Source organism: Plantibacter sp. CFBP 8775, from assembly GCF_014839505.1.
In the GTDB taxonomy this organism is placed as follows: Bacteria; Actinomycetota; Actinomycetes; order Actinomycetales; family Microbacteriaceae; genus Plantibacter; species Plantibacter auratus.
Map to the genome: position 1 here is coordinate 943,725 of NZ_JACYNV010000002.1, position 17,199 is coordinate 960,923.

General features: G+C 70.4%; 13 protein-coding genes, 1 tRNA gene and 1 other RNA gene. 10 read left to right on the forward strand and 5 right to left on the reverse strand.

What is annotated here, in order from left to right; translation table 11 throughout:
- Positions 1-4 precede the first annotated feature (4 nt).
- Complete coding sequence (gene pta / locus IFR14_RS16785; RefSeq protein WP_191941688.1) at positions 5-2,173, reverse strand: phosphate acetyltransferase; 2,169 nt, start codon at positions 2,171-2,173, stop codon at positions 5-7.
- Between the two features lie 218 nt (positions 2,174-2,391).
- Between pta and IFR14_RS16790 the strand changes: the two genes are divergently transcribed.
- Positions 2,392-3,744 carry an LPXTG cell wall anchor domain-containing protein gene (locus IFR14_RS16790; protein WP_191941689.1) on the forward strand — a complete coding sequence of 451 codons (1,353 nt, stop codon included), beginning with the start codon at positions 2,392-2,394 and terminating at the stop codon, positions 3,742-3,744.
- Positions 3,745-3,941: 197 nt separating this feature from the next.
- Here IFR14_RS16790 and ffs read toward each other — a convergent pair.
- Positions 3,942-4,038, reverse strand: an RNA gene (gene ffs, locus IFR14_RS16795) — signal recognition particle sRNA small type.
- Between the two features lie 154 nt (positions 4,039-4,192).
- Here ffs and IFR14_RS16800 point away from each other — a divergent pair.
- The 8 genes from IFR14_RS16800 to IFR14_RS16835 all read left to right on the forward strand — a co-directional run bounded on the left by IFR14_RS16800 (position 4,193) and on the right by IFR14_RS16835 (position 14,606).
- Complete coding sequence (locus IFR14_RS16800; protein WP_191941690.1) at positions 4,193-4,843, forward strand: SDR family oxidoreductase; 651 nt, start codon at positions 4,193-4,195, stop codon at positions 4,841-4,843.
- A gap of 1,459 nt (positions 4,844-6,302) precedes the next feature.
- Positions 6,303-6,929: a hypothetical protein gene (locus tag IFR14_RS16805; RefSeq protein ID WP_191941691.1), complete on the forward strand. Its 627-nt coding sequence runs from the start codon at positions 6,303-6,305 to the stop codon at positions 6,927-6,929.
- Complete coding sequence (locus tag IFR14_RS16810; protein ID WP_086475010.1) at positions 6,926-7,969, forward strand: AAA family ATPase; 1,044 nt, start codon at positions 6,926-6,928, stop codon at positions 7,967-7,969. The genes IFR14_RS16805 and IFR14_RS16810 overlap by 4 nt, the downstream gene beginning before the upstream one ends.
- 62 nt (positions 7,970-8,031) lie before the next feature.
- A complete protein-coding gene (locus IFR14_RS16815) occupies positions 8,032-9,423 on the forward strand; it encodes a DUF58 domain-containing protein (RefSeq protein WP_191941692.1) in 1,392 nt (463 codons plus the stop codon).
- The gene (locus IFR14_RS16820) at positions 9,410-11,899 is read left to right on the forward strand and encodes a transglutaminase family protein (protein ID WP_191941693.1); all 2,490 of its coding nucleotides are present in this window, start codon (positions 9,410-9,412) and stop codon (positions 11,897-11,899) included. Before IFR14_RS16815 ends, IFR14_RS16820 begins: the two co-directional genes overlap by 14 nt.
- Before the next feature lie 143 nt (positions 11,900-12,042).
- Positions 12,043-12,130, forward strand: a tRNA-Ser gene (locus IFR14_RS16825).
- Positions 12,131-12,429: 299 nt separating this feature from the next.
- Positions 12,430-12,873 (forward strand): MarR family winged helix-turn-helix transcriptional regulator, encoded by a 444-nt coding sequence (locus IFR14_RS16830; RefSeq protein WP_086475007.1) that lies wholly within the window; start codon positions 12,430-12,432, stop codon positions 12,871-12,873.
- A 236-nt stretch (positions 12,874-13,109) separates the two neighbouring features.
- A complete protein-coding gene (locus IFR14_RS16835) occupies positions 13,110-14,606 on the forward strand; it encodes an MATE family efflux transporter (RefSeq protein WP_191941694.1) in 1,497 nt (498 codons plus the stop codon).
- 170 nt (positions 14,607-14,776) lie between these two features.
- On the opposite strand, the gene IFR14_RS16840 is transcribed toward IFR14_RS16835, so the two are convergent.
- Together IFR14_RS16840 and IFR14_RS16845 are read right to left on the reverse strand one after the other, a co-directional pair.
- Positions 14,777-15,277 carry a GNAT family N-acetyltransferase gene (locus IFR14_RS16840; protein WP_191941695.1) on the reverse strand — a complete coding sequence of 167 codons (501 nt, stop codon included), beginning with the start codon at positions 15,275-15,277 and terminating at the stop codon, positions 14,777-14,779.
- A 46-nt stretch (positions 15,278-15,323) separates the two neighbouring features.
- Positions 15,324-15,683 carry a DUF4406 domain-containing protein gene (locus IFR14_RS16845; protein WP_191941696.1) on the reverse strand — a complete coding sequence of 120 codons (360 nt, stop codon included), beginning with the start codon at positions 15,681-15,683 and terminating at the stop codon, positions 15,324-15,326.
- 56 nt (positions 15,684-15,739) lie between these two features.
- Between IFR14_RS16845 and IFR14_RS16850 the strand changes: the two genes are divergently transcribed.
- Positions 15,740-16,504 carry a DeoR/GlpR family DNA-binding transcription regulator gene (locus IFR14_RS16850; RefSeq protein ID WP_191941697.1) on the forward strand — a complete coding sequence of 255 codons (765 nt, stop codon included), beginning with the start codon at positions 15,740-15,742 and terminating at the stop codon, positions 16,502-16,504.
- On the opposite strand, the gene IFR14_RS16855 is transcribed toward IFR14_RS16850, so the two are convergent.
- Positions 16,489-17,193 (reverse strand): glycosyltransferase, encoded by a 705-nt coding sequence (locus IFR14_RS16855; RefSeq protein ID WP_342365727.1) that lies wholly within the window; start codon positions 17,191-17,193, stop codon positions 16,489-16,491. The two genes, IFR14_RS16850 and IFR14_RS16855, sit on opposite strands and share 16 nt — an antisense overlap.
- Between the last annotated feature and the right edge of the window lie 6 nt (positions 17,194-17,199).

Genomic DNA, 17,199 nt, shown 5'->3' on the forward strand with positions numbered 1-17,199 from the left:
GGACCTATTCCTGTTCCTGCGCCTGGATGGCGGTGATCGCGACGGTGTTGACGATGTCCTGCACGAGCGCGCCACGCGACAGGTCGTTGATCGGCTTGTTGAGGCCCTGCAGCACCGGACCGATCGCGACGGCGCCAGCCGAACGCTGCACCGCCTTGTACGTGTTGTTGCCGGTGTTGAGGTCGGGGAAGATGAAGACCGTCGCGCGGCCGGCGACCTGCGAGTCGGGCATCTTCGTCGCGGCCACCGCGGCGTCGGCGGCGGCGTCGTACTGGATCGGCCCCTCGACGAGGAGGTCGGGCCGACGCTCGCGCACCTGCCGGGTCGCTGAGCGGACCTTCTCGACGTCGGCACCGGCACCGGAGTCACCGGTGGAGTACGACAGCATCGCGATGCGCTGCTCGATCCCGAACTGATCCGCCGTCTCGGCCGAGGAGATCGCGATGTCGGCGAGCTGGGCGTCGGTGGGGTCGGGGTTCACCGCGCAGTCACCGTAGACGAGCACGCGGTCGGCGAGCGCCATGAGGAACACGCTCGACACCACGGAGACGCCGGGCTTCGTCTTGATGATCTCGAACGACGGCCGGATGGTGTGCGCCGTCGTGTGGGCGGCGCCCGAGACCATGCCGTCGGCGAGCCCGAGGTGCACCATCATCGTGCCGAAGTAGGAGACGTCGGTGACGGCGTCGCTCGCCATGTCGATCGTGACGCCCTTGTGTGCCCGCAACCGGGCGTACTCCTCGGCGAACTTGAGGCGCAGGACCGCGTCGAAGGGGCTGACGATGGTCGCCTTGCTGAGGTCGATGCCGAGCTCGATGGCCCGCGACCGCACCTCGATCTCCTCACCGAGGATGGTGAGGTCGGCGACCTCACGCGCGAGCAGGGTGCCGGCCGCGCGGAGGATGCGGTCGTCGTCGCCCTCCGGCAGCACGATGTGCTTGCGGTTCGACCGCGCACGCTCCAGCAGCCCGTACTCGAACATGAGCGGCGTCACGACGTCGGCGCGCGCCACGTTGAGCAGCTCGAGCAGAAGCGGTGCGTCGACGTTCTGCTCGAACAACGCGAGCGCGGTGTCGTACTTGCGCTGCGAGTCGGCGGCGAGGCGGCCACGGGTGTTCATGACGCGGACCGCGGTGTCGTAGGTGCCGAGGTCGGTGCTGACGATCGGCGGGATCTCGCCGAGACCGGAGATGAGTTCCTCCACGACCTCGGGCAGCGGGAACCCACCGTTGAGCACGATGCCCGCAATCGACGGGAACGTGCCCGAGGCGTTGGCCATGAGCGCGGCGAGCAGGACCTCCGTGCGGTCTGCCGGGATGACGATGACGGATCCCTCGGTGATGCGCGGGAGCACGTTCACCATGGACATGCCCGCCACCACGACGCCGAGCGCCTCGCGGGTGAGCAGCTCCTCGCTGCCTTTCACGAGAGTGCCGTCGACGGCCTCGAGGATGCTGTCCATCGTCGGCGCGATGAGGAAGGTGTCTTCGGGGATGGCCCAGACGGGGACCATCGCGGCACCGGCAGCGTGGCCGGCCGGGGCGACGACGGAACCGTTCGCGGAGCCGTTCGGGTGGATCGCGTCGCTGATCGCGGCGGTGATCTCGAGGAGCTTGTCGGGATCGGCGCGGTTCGCGACCACGGCGAGCAACTGGGCGTGTGCGTCGGCGAGCTCACCGAGGGCGAGTTCGGCGATGTTGCGCATGTCGTCGGGTGTGCGGGCGACGGACTGGCCGAGCTGCTCCCCCGCACCCTGACCGGCGCGACCGCCGAGCACGAGGAGGACGGGCGCGCCGAGGTTGGTGGCGATCCGGGCGTTGTAGCCGAGCTCCGTCGGGCTACCGACGTCGGTGTAGTCGGAGCCGAGGATCACGACCGCGTCGCACTGCGCCTCGATGTGCTTGTACCGCTGGACGATGCGCGAGAGCGCCGCCTCGGGATCGGTGTGCACGTCGTCGTAGCTGACGCCGATGCAGTCTTCGTAGGCGAGGTCGACGCCGTCGTGCTCGAGCAGCAGCTGGAGCACGTAGTCGGGTTTCGTGGTGGACCGTGCGATGGGGCGGAACACCCCGATCCGCTCGATCTGATGGCTCAGGGTGTCGAGGACCCCGAGGGCCACCGTCGACTTCCCGGAGTGTCCTTCGGCAGAGATGATGTAAATGCTTCGCGCCACGGTTTCCAGCCTACGGGGGCGGGCTCTGCGGGGGCTGGGTAAGCGCACAATGTCGTGGTCGCAGGAGATGATCGGTCGGCCTGCGCGAAGGTCTCCAGACCATAGGGAAAACCCCAATGCCAGCTCACAGGAAACTGCTAGGTTCAGAAACAACAGCTGTCACATCCGTCCTGCTGCGGCCTCAGTGCCGCGGCAGGACTTTCTCTGGGGGGAACACCTTGCCACGCACCTCGTCCTGGCGGAAAGCGCTTTCGCTGCCCGTCGTCATCTCACTCGCCCTCGGCGGCGCGCTGCTCACCGCCGGGCCCGCGTCCGCTGCGACCGAGCCGGTCCCGTCGACCTCCGAGACCGCCGCGCCGACCGAATCGCCCGCACCCGCCGAGTCGACCGCGCCGACCGAATCCCCCGCTCCCGAGGAGTCGCCGGCACCCGCGGACGAGGTACCCTCCGAGGACGCGGCCGCCCGCGCGGCAGCTCCGAAATTCGACATGTTGACGCCCACAGCGGGTGAGGTCCTGACGAGCCAGACTGTCACGTTCTCTGGCGTGGGAGAGTCCGGCACGGTCGTCGACATCGCCGCAGACCAGGGCGACGGGTTCTTGACGGTGTACGCCGACGACGTCCCGGTCGTCGATGAGGCCTGGACCACGACCATCACGATCCCCATGGTCGATTCCGTCACGATCGTCGCGATGTCCACCCAACAGGTCGACGGCTCCAACGAGTCGATCGAGCGACAGGTCGTCTTCCCGAGCCAAGCCGAGGTGTGGAACTTCGAGATCCTGTCGCCGACCGCCGGCCAGGTATTCACCGATCGCACCGTCACCTTCTCGGGAACCGGGCGGGACGGGCTGAACGTCTACCTCAACATCTCCGAGGGCGGACGACTCGAGACGACCGTGGTCGACGGGACCTGGAGCATCACCGCGACCTACGGCGATGGGACGCGCGCTCTCGTGAGCCAGCCCATCGTCGCGACGGATGGTCGTCGGGTCGCTTTCGACAGCGTCCCCTTCACCCTTCCGGCGCCCCCGCTGCTGCCGTCACCGGTGATCGAGACGCCGACGCAGGGCCAGGCCCTCACGGGTGATGTCGTGACGTTCTCGGGAACCGCGACACCGGGTACCTACCTCGGTATCGCCCTCCTGCCGACCGCGTTCTACAACGCGCTCAAGGAGGAACTCGAAGACGTGGCGAACGGTGCCGACGCGAACGCCCGTGTGGCCCTGCCCGAGGGCCAGGACGCCGCTCCGGCCGACCCACGCGCCCCGATCCTCGTCGACGACAACGGCCACTGGTCGGTCACGGTGGCCGTGGCACCCGGTGACTACACCGCTGTCGCGACGCTGATCGCCGACCCGAGCGAAGCCGTCCCGGTGCCCACCTCGGCACCGTCGGCTCCGGTGCAGTTCACGCTCGCCGCCGCAGCGGCACCCGCAGCGTCCGGTCACGGCCCGACCCTCGCGGTGACCGGTGCCGACACCGCGGCGCCGCTCGGACTCGCTGCGATGCTGCTCCTCGGCGGCCTCGCGCTGGTCGCCGTCCGGAAGCGTCGCGCCCAGCTCAGCTGACCTGACGTGCTCGCAAGCCCCGGAGTCCTGCCACCGCAGGGCTCCGGGGCTTCGTCGTCGGCGGGCGACGGGAGAACGGCGCTGGAGCAGGAGATCGGCGCGGGAGCAGGAGAAAGCAGCGCCGGATGTCCTGGTGCCGGGCGGATGTCCTGCTGCGGCGCCAGCGGCCAGGGTGCGGGAGCAGGGCACCGCGGGCACGAAAAGACTCCCCGCGCACCCGCCAGAGCCCGGTTACCCTTGCTGCGTTTCCGCCCTGGGGGAGTTGGCCTGGATGGCGCCACGCGGGGAGCCGTCACCTAGTGTACCCGAGCCGCGACCGGGTTGCGTACGCCCCGGTTGAGGCGTTGACTGGCGGATCTGGGACCACTGGTCCCAGATCACCGATCGACCGCCGTCCCCACGAACGGGCGGCGCACCGACCGGGACCGCATCGAACGAGAGGACTCACATGACCGACGTCGTCATCGCCGGAGGACACGGACAGATCGCCCTGCACCTGCAGCGACTGCTCGCCGAAGCAGGACACTCCCCCGCCGGCATCATCCGCAACCCCGAGCAGGTGGGCGAACTCCAGGGCATCGGCTCCCGCGCCATCGTCCTCGACCTCGAGCACTCCTCGGCAGCCGAACTCGCCGACGAACTCGCCGGAGCCGACGTCGTCGTGTTCGCGGCGGGAGCCGGCCCGAACAGCGGCGCCGACCGCAAGCTCACCCTCGACCGCGACGGCGCCATCCTCCTCGCCGAGGCCGCCGAGCTCGCCAAGGTCCCGCGCTACATCATGGTGTCCGCGATGAGCACCGACGACTTCGACCCGGAGTCGGACGACGTGTTCCAGGTCTACCTGCGGGCGAAGTCCGAGGCCGACGCCGACCTCCGCGGGCGCGACCTCGACTGGACGATCGTCCGTCCGGGCGGTCTGACCGACGACGCCCCGACCGGCACGATCACCGCCGCGACGACCACCGACCGCGGCTCGATCCCGCGCGCCGACGTCGCCGCCGTGCTGTTCGCGCTCATCGAGTCGGGCTCGGCGTCCCGCACGCAGTTCGAGGTCATCGGCGGCGAGACCCCGATCCGCGAGGCGCTCGCGTCGCTGTAGGTCCCTGCACCTCGACAGGCTCGGTGAACGGATCCCCGTTCCCGGGCCTGTCGTCGTCTCCGTCAGACCCGGTACCTGAGCCTGTCGAAGTGCACACGGGACACCCCGCCCTTCGACAAGCTCAGGGACCGTGGAGGGCTTCAGGGACCGGAACGGGGACGGGCAACGAACACCGGTCACTGAGCCTGTCGAAGTGCACACGGGACCACCCCGCCCTTCGACAAGCTCAGGGACCGGAGAGGGTTTCAGGGACCGGAACGGAGCCGGGCAACGAACACCGGTCACTGAGCCTGTCGAAGTGCACACGGGACACCCCGCCCTTCGACAAGCTCAGGGACCGTGGAGGGCTTGAGGGACCGGAACGGGACGGGCAACGAACACCGGTCACTGAGCCTGTCGAAGTGCACACGCCACACCCCGCCCTTCGACAAGCTCAGGGACCGGAGAGGGCTTCAGGGACCGGAACGGAGCCGGGCAACGAACACCGGTCACTGAGCCTGTCGAAGTGCACACGCCACACCCCGCCCTTCGACAAGCTCAGGGACCGGAGAGGGTTTCAGGGACCGGACCGGAGCCGGGCAACGAACACCGGTCACTGAGCCTGTCGAAGTGCACACGGGACACCCCGCCCTTCGACAAGCTCAGGGACCGTGGAGGGCTTGAGGGACCGGAACGGGACGGGCAACGAACACCGGTCACTGAGCCTGTCGAAGTGCACACGCCACACCCCGCCCTTCGACAAGCTCAGGGACCGGAGAGGGCTTCAGGGACCGGAACGGAGCCGGGCAACGAACACCGGTCACTGAGCCTGTCGAAGTGCACACGCCACACCCCGCCCTTCGACAAGCTCAGGGACCGGAGAGGGTTTCAGGGACCGGACCGGAGCCGGGCAACGAACACCGGTCACTGAGCCTGTCGAAGTGCACACGGGACACCCCGCCCTTCGACAAGCTCAGGGACCGTGGAGGGCTTGAGGGACCGGAACGGGACGGGCAACGAACACCGGTCACTGAGCCTGTCGAAGTGCACACGCCACACCCCGCCCTTCGACAAGCTCAGGGACCGGAGAGGGCTTCAGGGACCGGAACGGAGCCGGGCAACGAACACCGGTCACTGAGCCTGTCGAAGTGCACACGCCACACCCCGCCCTTCGACAAGCTCAGGGACCGGAGAGGGTTTCAGGGACCGGACAGGGTTTCAGGGACCGGAGAGGGTTTCAGGGACCGGAAGACGTCTCACCGACCGGGTACGTGCTCAGTGCTCGGGCCCACACAACCGATGCGGGTGCGGGCTCCGAAGAGTTCCCTGACCCGCACCGGCACCGTGTGCGCGCGACCTGGCGCACATATGGAGTTCCTGTGGGCGACACGTCCAGGGGTGTTACCTGTTCGTTATCAGTCCTAGGATCGGGCAACGGGTTCCGGCCCGGACGATGTACGAAGCGCGACGGAGGCCGACGATGGACCAACGCTACGACCCCGCGTTCCAGCGCGGACACACCGACGAGCGCACGCGCCCGAACGCCGGTGACACCGGCCGGCGCAGCCACCTCGCCTCGCTCGAGGAGATCGCCCCGCAGCTCATCCAGCCGCCCACCGACGGTCGCCCCGTCCGCCCGCCGACCGACGACCGGTTCGACGACGGCCCGCGCGCCCAGCCGTCCCGCGGCATGCCCTCGCAGACCGACCGTCGCGTCCACCCGTTCGAAGCCCGGACCGGCGACGCCGCCGCGGTCGCCGATCAGCCTGGGGTGGCAGGTCCCGACGCGCAGCAGACCCAGCTCGACCAGCAGCGGTACGAGGAGTACCTCGACGCCGTCGACGCCCATCGCGTCCGCGCCGTCGTCTGGGAACGGGTCCTCTGGATCGTCGGTGTCGTCTTCACGCTCGGCGGCGGCGTGGGGCTGTGGCAGTCGTTCACCCTGCTCTACCGCGGGTTCGTCGGCGACAGCGGCCCGACCGACAACTACCTCTGGATGCAGTTCCTCGGAGCACTCGCCCCGACCCTCATCACGATCGGCCTCGCCACCATCGTCGCGCTGCTGTTCAAGCGCATGCTCGACCACGACCGCAGGAGCCGACCATGACCGAGCAGAGCAACACGAGCCGCGCCCCACGGGACACCGTCGCCGAACTGAAGCCAGCACTGAACGCCGAGGAGTTCCAGGTGCTGGCCGAGCGCATCCTCGACAACGTCGAGCGCGTCCTCGACGGCAAGCCGTTTGCCGCGCGGATGGCGCTCATCGTGATGCTCGCCGAGGGTCACCTGCTCATCGAGGACGTCCCCGGTGTCGGCAAGACGGTCCTGGCGAAGGCCCTCGCCGCGTCCGTCGGCAGCACCGTCCGCCGCATCCAGTTCACGCCCGACCTGCTCCCGTCCGACGTCACCGGCGTCTCGATCTTCAACCAGGTCGACCGCGAGTTCGAGTTCAAGCCCGGAGCGGTGTTCGCGAACATCGTCATCGCCGACGAGATCAACCGCTCCTCGCCGAAGACCCAGTCGGCGCTGCTCGAGTCGATGGAGGAGCGGCAGGTCACGGTCGACGGTGAGACGCACGCCCTGCCGTCGCCGTTCACGGTCGTCGCCACGCAGAACCCGCTCGAGATGGAGGGCACCTACGCTCTGCCGGAGGCCCAGCGCGACCGCTTCATGGCGCGTATCTCGATGGGATACCCCGACGCTTCCGCGGAGCTCGCGATGCTCCGCCAGCGTGACACGGTCAACCCGCTCGACACCATCGGACCGGTCGCCTCACGCGGCGACGTCGAGCGCCTCATCGCCTGGGCCCGCGGTGTCTTCGTGTCGCCGATCGTCGAGCAGTACTGCGTCTCGCTCGTGCAGGCGACCCGCGTGCACCCCGAACTCCGGCTCGGCGCGAGCCCGCGCGCCACCCTGCAGCTCGTCCGCGCGGCCAAGGTGCTCGCGGCGCTCGACGGTCGCGAGTTCGTCCTGCCCGACGACATCGATCAGCTGCTGGCACCGGTCCTCGCCCACCGGCTCATCCCCACCCGCCGAGCGGTGAGCGCCCACGACCGCTCGGGCGTCCAGGCGGTCTCCGAAGTGCTCGTCGAGTTGCTGGAGCGGACGCCCGTGCCGCACTCCGGGCGCACCGAGCTGAGGTCCTGATCCGATGGCCCCGCACCGCGACCGCCGGATCGCCGTGATCCGGCACCGGAGGTCCTGAGCCCATGAAGCGTCGCGTGCCGTTGACGAGACGCGCGGTCGGCGTGCTCATCGCGGCCGGCATGTGCCTGATCTTCGCGCGCGGGATCGGCTCGCCGGAGTTGCTCGCAGCGGCCGGCCTGCTCGTCGCGCTCGTCGCCGCCAGCTTCGGCGCGGTCTACCTCGAGCGACCGTCGCTCCGGGTCGATCGCACCACCCGGCCCGACCTCGTCGCGGTCGGCGGCCGGATCTCCGTCGAGGTCACGATCGCCGAGACGAGCGCGCTCCCCCACGTCCACACGGAGTGGAAGGACCGCGTGCCGGCCGGGCTCGCCGGCAGCGCCGAGGGGACCCTGCCGAGTACCGGCGTCGCGGGCATCGGATCGCGCCGTCGGACGGCCGAGTACACGGTGACGGCGCTGCGTCGCGGGGAGCACGAACTCGGCCCGCTCGGGCTGACCGTGAGCGACCCGTTCGGACTCGTCGTCCGTCGGCGCGACGTCGGCGGGACGCATGCGGTCGTCGTCCTGCCGGAGGTCGTCGTCCTGCCGGAGATCCCCGCACTCACGGCCAGCCGCGACGGTTCCACGCGCCCGTCGTCGCTGCACGTCGGCGCGGGTGAAGACGACATCATCGCGCGCCCCTACCTGCCGGGGGACGCGATCCGCCGACTGCACTGGCGGGCGAGCGCGCACCACGGCGAGCTGATGGTGCGGCAGGAGGAGCAGCGCAACGACCCCGAGGCGACCGTCCTCCTCGACACGGCCGCAGCCCACTGGGCCTGGCCCGACGACGATCCGTCGTACCTGCCGGCGTTCGAGCAGGCCGTGTCGCTCGCTGCCTCGATCACCGCCCACCTCGTCGACGCCGACTACCGCGTCAATCTGGTCGGTGCCGGCACCGAGGAGCTCTCCCGCGAGATCAGTGCGAGATCCGCGTCCGGTGGACTGCGTTCCAGTCCGGTGGGCGACATGGGCGACGCGCTCGCCCGCGGCGGGCAGCATCTCGAGGAGGACGACCTCGACGCCGCCTTGCTCGACCTGGCCCTCCTGCGACCATCGGTGCAGCAGAATCGATTCCTCGACCTCTCACCCGTCATCGCCGCGCGCCGGTCGCAACCGGTCATCGCGATCCTCGGCGACGTCGAGGAGGGCGATCTCGGTGAACTGACCGCGGTCGCGCATCTCTCGCCGCTCCCCGTCGCACTCCTCCCGGCCGGCGCTCGGCGTCGGAGCATCGAGCTCCTGGAGTCCGCGGGGTGGCGCTGCCACGTCGGCGAGCGCGGCGCATCGTTCCAGGCGCTGTGGTCCGGCACGAGCGGTCCGGCCACCACCACGCTGGCGCCGTCGACCGGCCGTGGAGGTCAGGGTGGCCAGGGCGGTCGTCGGGGTGCCGGAGGTGCGTATGTCCGTCGCTGAGGAACGCCGTGCGGCGGCGGCCGCCCGTGGCCGAGTGTCGTCTCGCGGAGGCGCGCCATCGGGTGTCCGTCCTGGTGCCGGCTCGCCGAACCCTCGACACCCGTCCCGTGGCGGAACCAGTGGCGGCTCGTGGTCGGGAACCGCCGGCGGACGCCGCGACGACCCGCGCGACACCGCGAACGTCGGCGACCTGCGTCTGGGCCTCGCCGCCTTCCTCCTCCTCGCGACGGGTGGCCTCGGATTCGGGCGGGTGCTCGACGCGCTCGACTGGTGGTTCGTCACGAACCTCGTCATCGCGATCGTCCTCGCCACGGCGATCCTCCTCCGGCGCACGAGACTGCCGGCGGTGTTCGTGTGGCTCGGCGCCGGCATCGCATGGCTGCTGACGATCACGCTGTTCTTCGCCAGTGAGACGGCGATCATCGGCATCGTCCCGACCCCGACGACGCTCGGCGCCTTCGAACGGTTGCGTGACGCCGGGTTCCAGACCTTCCACGACGGCTCGGCCCCGCTCGACACCGACGCTGGCGTGGTCTTCGTCATGGCCGCCGGCGGCGGGCTCGTCGCGCTGGCGGTCGCCTGGCTCGTGCTCGGTCGGCACGCGCCGGTGCTCGCGGCCGTCCTGGTCTTCGCCGTGTACGCCGGGCCGACCGTCGCCGTGTCGTTCCCCCTGGATCCGTGGGTGTTCGCGTTCGTCGCACTCTCCTTCCTCTGGCTGCTCCGTGAGGACGTCCGGCGCCGCGAGTTGCTGCGAGCCCTCGCCTCGGCCAGGGCCGCCGGCGATGGACGCGGCGCCGGCCCGTCGGCGATGACCGGTGCCGGTCGCTTCGGAGGCCTCGGCCCGGCCGTCCTGGTCAGTGCCGTGGCCGTGGTCGTCGCCCTCCTCACACCGGCCGTGCTGCCCGACCTCGCCGTCCGGGACGTGACCGCCGGCGCCCGTGGCAGCGGTCCGTTCGTGAACGGCATCAACCCGCTCATCTCGCTCGGCCAGAGTCTGCGGCGCCCCGCGAACACGACCGCGCTCGAGTACACGACCACCGCCGACGACGCCCCCTACCTCAAGGTCACCGACCTCAGCGACTTCACGGGTACGGTCTGGGGACCGGACAATTCGGGCTACAACGACGGCAACACGCTCGACGCCTTCCCCGCGCCGGCCGGGCTCAGCGAGGCGATCCCGGTGGAGACCTTCGAAACGACGGTCACGGTGGACTCGCTGTCGAGCCCGTGGCTCCCGCTGCCGTACCCGACGCAGAAGGTCGACGGGCTCCGCGGCGACTGGCGGTTCGAGGCCGCCGGGCTGACGGCGATGGCGGAGCGTGGATCCACCCGCGGGCAGACGTACACGGCGACGAGCACCGCGATCCTGCCGACCGCACAGCAGATGCGCGACGTCCCGCCGGTCGCCGACCCGGCGTCAGCCGCCCCGTATCTCGAGCTGCCCGACGACCTGCCGCAGATCATACGTGACACCGCTGCGGACGTCACGGCGACCGCCTCCACCGACTACGACCGCGCGATCGCCCTGCAGCGCTACTTCCGCAGCACCTTCGAGTACTCGGAGTCGGCGCCGGTCGAGGAGGGCTTCGACGGCAGCGGCGCTGAGGTCATCGCGACGTTCCTGGAGCGCAAGGCCGGCTACTGCATCCACTTCTCGTCCGCGATGGCGGTGATGTCGCGCGTCCTCGGCATCCCCGCGCGCATCGCCATCGGGTACCTGCCGGGCACGACGATCGACAACACCCCGGCGAACCGCGACACCTACATCGTCACCTCGGACCAGTTGCACGCCTGGCCGGAGCTGTACTTCGAGGGTGTGGGCTGGGTGCCGTTCGAGCCGACGGCCAGCCGTGGGGTCGTGACGCAGTTCAGCGACGCGAGCACCGCGACGCCCGGCAGCGGATCGGTGAGTCCCGACAGTCGTCCGGCTCCGACCGCGGCGTCGACGCCCACCCCCACTGCGGACGCGCTCGGCGGACCGACCTCGACCCAGTCCGGCGGGGCGTTCACTGCCGCCCTCGTCCCGCTCGCGATCCTGCTCGGCGTGCTGGTGCTGCTCGCCACCCCGTCGATCGCCCGGGGTCTCCGGCGTGCGGCCGGGCGTCGGCGCGCACTGGCCGAGGGGACCTCGGCGGGCTGGGCCTGGGCGGAGTTCCTCGACACCGCCCGCGACCTCGGCTTCCCCGTGACGTCGGCGGAGTCACCACGCGGGTTCGCGTCGAGGCTGCGCGGGCAGTTCCGGATCGAGTCGCCGGCCGTCGACCGGCTCGTGGCTGCGGTCGAGCGGGAGAGCTATGCGCCGAGCGCTGGTGGTGCGGCGAGCGCCGGTTCCGTCGACGCGGCGTTGGCTGAGGCGAAGGCGGCCCTGCGGTCGGCGAGTCAGCCGCTCGAACGCGTGCTCGCGGCCGTCCTCCCCCGGTCGCTCGTGCTGCGGCGTGACCAACGGGTGGACTGGCGGCCGCCTGCCGCGAGCTGACACGATCGGCGCTCCCTGCCGGTGTCCCCGACCGCGGGCGTTCGGGCTCGGCCGGGCTCGGAGCGCGGTGGCGGGGCCGGGTGGCGCGCGGCGGTCCGGGAACCAGGTATGCTGCTATCTGGCCGTTTTTCACAAACAGCCATGGAGAATTCGCCTAGTGGCCTATGGCGCACGCTTGGAAAGCGTGTTGGGTTAACGCCCTCGGGGGTTCGAATCCCCCATTCTCCGCCAGCTTGACAGAACGCCCTTCGCCCACCGCGAGGGGCGTTCTGCGTTTCCGGAGCACCCCGGCGACGTGTCCTCAGGTTGCCAGCGCGGTGCGCTGGCGTGAGCGCGGGTCACACGCGTGAGCGCGGGTCTCCGGAGGGGCGCGCTCAGGGCTACGACCCGCGCCCACGCCGAACTCGTCGGTTTCGCGCCAGCGCACCGCGCTGGCACCAAGTCCGCACATCTCACGTCAGCGCACCGCGCTGAGTGAGTCGATCATTCGATGGTTGACAGTTAGAAGTCAAAGCGTTAGCGTTCTAACCATGGACGACGAGACACCCACCCTCAGCAGCACACTCGAACTGGTCCGCTGGATCGGGTGGGCACAGCGCAAGGCCGGCGAGGACTGGATCCGAGCCCGCGAACTCAGTCACGAACAGGCCTTCGTCCTCGGCCACCTCGTCCGGCATCCAGGATCGAGCCAACGCGACATCGCCGAGGTGAGCCGGACGAGCGCCGCCAGCGTCTCGAGCCTCCTGCAGGGACTCGAACGTCGAGACCTCGTCGAACGCCGCACGGAGGACGGGAACGCACGCACCAAGCGCGTCTACGCCACCGCGCTCGGCACCGACCTCATCGCCGGGTTCGAGACCGCGATGGCCGAGGCCGACGACATCATCCTGACCCCGTTGGACCAGAGCGAACGCGACACCCTACACGCTCTGCTCACGAAGCTCACGGCGCACCTGCCGCAGCCGACCCGCTGATCACCGCTCGGGGAACCCGAGCTCCCTGACCACGCGCCGAGACCACTCGCCGCGCCCTCCACCGACCGCCGCGCACGATGGCGACCGCGAACGCCACGACGGCGCTGCCCGTCGCACCCGAACGCCCGCTGAGCCCGTCCGCCCAGCCCGCGCCGGACGACCACCCCCCATCACCGAACCCTCGCCGCGCCGGCGCTCATCGTCGCGCCCGGAACCTGCCCGAAACGGAGCCTGCCATGCACCCCGAACACCACACCGATCCCGCAACCGGAACACTCGTCCCGAGTGGCACCGCACCATCGACGGCCACCGCTCCGTCGACCGCAGCCGACACGGTCGGGAGCAACCGCTGGTACCTGTCGACCGCCCCGATCATCCGGGCACTGATCCACCTGTGCGTCCCGATGGCGGCGGCGCTCGTCGTCGGCGCCGTCTACAACCTCATCAACGCGGGCGTCGTCGGCTCGCTGCACGACACCACCCTGCTCGCCGCGATCACGCTCGGAGCCCCGATCCTCGGACTGATCATGGCCATCGGCGACCTGTTCGGCGTCGGTGGCGGCGCGCTCATCTCCAGACTCCTGGGCGCCTCCGAACGCGACCCGGCACAGGCTGGAGACATCAAACGGGCCGCTTCCTTCTCCGTCTGGGGCGCGTTCCTGACAGGTGCCGTCCTGGGCGGGATCGGCCTCGTGTTCCTCGGCCCACTCGTGTCGCTGCTCGGGGCGGACGCGGTCACCGCCCCGGCGACCTCGGCGTTCATCGGCGTCATGCTCGCGTTCGTCCCCGTCATGGCGACCGCGTTCTGTCTGGAACAGCTCGTGCGGGCCGAGGGTGCCGCCCGTCAGGTGATGATCGCCCTCATCGGGTCGGCCGTGGCGAACCTCGTCCTCGATCTCGTCTTCATCCTCGGGTTCGACTGGGGCGTCGCCGGTGCAGCGCTCGCGATGGGTCTGGCGAACCTCGGTGTCCTCGTCTACTTCGTGGCGTGGTTGCAGCGCAACAGCGAGCACGTCAGCCTGGCACCGCGCTGGTTCACGCTGTCGCCGACGATCCTCAAGCCGGTCCTCGGTGTCGGCGTCAGCACCCTCCTGCAGTCGGGGTTCCTCATCGTCACCGCGCTCGTGTTGAACACACTGGCCGCAGCCTACGGGGACGCCCCACTCGCGGCCATGGGCGTCGCGGTCCGGATCGCCCAGGTGCCCGAGTTCCTGGTCATGGGCGTCACCTTCGGCGTGCTCCCGTTGCTCGCCTACGCGTTCGGCAAGGGCGACGGCGCACGCCTCCGGTCGGCTCTCCGCGCCTCGGCACTCGCGGTCGGTGGGATCTCGGTCCTCTTCGCCGGCGTCGTCTTCGTCCTGCGTGAGCCGATCGTCTCCGCGTTCATCGCCGATCCCGCCGTCCTCGGTCTCGGCGTCACGATCCTCGTCGCGCAGCTCACCGCGATGATCGCCAACGGGTTCACCGGGCTCATCACTTCGCTCTTCCAAGCGACCGGTCGAGCACTCCCCGCGGCGGTCATGGCGGTCACCCAGGGCGTGCTGTTCGTCCCGATCGTCCTCCTCGGCAACCTGTGGTTCGGACTCGGTGGCATCGTCTGGTCGCTCACCGTGACGGAGGTCATCGTCTTCCTGGTCGGTGTCCTGCTCTGGTTCGGCTCGCGACGTGCCATCGACCGTGGCCTCGCAGCCGGTTCCCCGGAGCGTGCCGACGCCCAACTCGCCGACGCCTGACGGGCTGCCAGCGCGGTGCGCTGACGTGAGCGCGGGTCACACGCGCGGGCGCGGGTCTCCGGAGGGCCGCGCCCACGTCTATGCCCCGCGCTCACGCCGATTGCAGCGATCTCACGTCGCCGCACCGCGCTGGCGAGACCCCGCCGGGCGCGCGGGACGTCCCGGGAACATCACCCCGCCGGGGCGTCCAGGGGTATCCGCATCACCGCGTTCTCGATGAGCACCCCGCGACGCTCGACCCGCTGCTCGCGGACCACGACGAAGCCGTGACGCGCGAACACCGGCTGCGCCGTCCGACTGGCCTGCACGGTCACCTCCCGGAGCCCCACGACCCGGGCTTCGTCGAGCACCTGACGGATGAGCGCGGACCCGACGCCGTGTCGTCCCGCGTCCGGATCGACGAACAGCATGTCGAGGTAGCCGATGTCGACGTCCAGGTCGGTGAACCCGAGCACCGCGTCGTCGAACTCGGCCACCCACGTCGTCACAGCCGCGCGGCGGGCGGCCCAGTCGTCCAGCGCAGCACTCAGCGAGTCGTCCGGCACCCAGGCGGCGAGCTGCTCGGCCGTGTAGTGGGCGGCAGCGGTCACCCGCACCGCGCGTTCGAAGATCGACCTGGTCGCCCGCGCATCGGTGTCGCGGTAGCGGCGGATCCTGAGGTCGTCGAGCACGCGCGTCAGCCTAGCCGGAGCACGGGGGCTCCGCGGGCAAGCGACCTCAGCGCTCGATGGCCGGGATCTCCGAGAGGTCGGTGTACACGGGGATCCCGCGCTCACGGGCGATCGCGACGTCGGTGTCGGCACCGGACGACTCCCCCGGCAACCGGAGCACGGCGTCGCAGTGCTGGAGCAGCCGCCTCGCCGTCTCGTACATCACGTCGCCATCGCCCGACGCGGTGTCGATCCCACGCAGGATCGGCAGCGCGACCCACTCCCCGATCATCGGGACATGACCGAGCGCGTAGATCGGCGCTGCAGCGGCCTCGAGTCGTTCCAGGTTGCGGGCGATGGCGTCGGGATCACCACCGGTCCCGGAACGGTAGGGGCCGGCGATGAGGATGAGGAGTGGCGTTGTCATGTCCAGCACTGTAGCGTTAACCGTGCACGATCGTGCAACATCACGAAGGAGCACGCATGTTGAGCGCCCAACGCCGATCGCACCTGCTCGATCTCCTCGAACGCGACGGGCGGATCGTCGCGAAGGACGCCGCCGCGGCGCTCGGACTCTCCGAGGACTCGATCCGCCGAGACCTCCGCGAGCTGGCGGAAGCCGGCCTCTGCGTCCGCGTCTACGGCGGTGCACTCCCGGTCGCCGCAGCCGATCGCCCGTTCCAAGATCGGCTGTCCCTCGGGACGGCGAGCAAGGAGCGCGTCGCCCGCATCGCCGCCGAGCGGATCCGTCCGGGCGGCACCGTCATCATCGACGCCGGCACCACGGCGCTCGCGCTCGCGCGACTCCTCCCGGACGATCCGTCCCTCACCGTCATCACCCCGAGCCCGGCGGTCGCCCTCGCCGTGGCGGAGCACTCGCCGGCACGCGTCATCATGATCGGCGGCGAACTCGGACGTCACTCCATGGTCGCGGGCGGCGCCCTCGCCGCGGAAGCCATCCGTCACCTGAGTGCCGACGCCTGCTTCCTCGGCGTCACAGGTTTCCATCCCGAACACGGCCTCACCACCGGCGACCTCGACGATGCCGCGACGAAGCGCGCCCTCGCCGAGCGCAGCACCGACGTCTACATCCTGGCGAGCGAGGAGAAGGTCGGAGCCGTCTCCCGGTACCCGGTGCTCGACCTCGGCGAGGTCACCGAGGTCATCGTCGACCCGCAGTCGGACGGACCTGATCCGTCGACGCGGACCGGAGGTTCAGACGCGCGGGATCGTCAGGATCGCGGGTAGGTCTCGGCGAGGAACGCGGCGTAGCCACCCGGGGTCCGGCCACGTCGCCGACCCGAGGTCTCGACGGGCGCATCGAGCGTCGGTACGACCCGGAGACCCGCCGCCCGGGCGCGCTCGACGAGATCGACGTCCTCATGCTCGGCCAGCTCACGGAAGCCGCCGAGGTCGTCGAGCCGATCGGCCCGGACACCCAGATTGGCCCCGTGCACGTTACCCGGCAGATGTCCGGGCGGATGGGTCTCCATCCAGCGCTCGATATCGTCCTCGGAGAAGTCCGTGAAGTCGGGACGGACGGTCCCCAGGAGGACGTCGACACCGTCGTCGAAGGCATCGGCATGCACGGAGAACCAGTCCTCCGGAACGCGCGAGTCGGCGTCGGTGTTGGCGATCCACCGCTCGGAGACGTCGGCAGCGCCTGATCCCGCAGCACCCGATCCCGCAGCGGCCGCGCCACCGGCCCGCCGGGCCGCCCCGACACTGCGCTCGTCGATGACGACGGTGACCGCCTCCTCGGACTCGAAGCCCGCCAACCGCTCACGGACGATCCGCGCCGTGTCGTCGCGACAGTCGTCGAGCACCACGACGATCCCCACCTGCAGCTCGGGACGACGACGCAGCACGGCGGCACGCGCGACGAGGAGCGCGTCGAGGCATGCCCCGATCAGCTCCTCCTCGTCGTGAACGGGCACGACGGC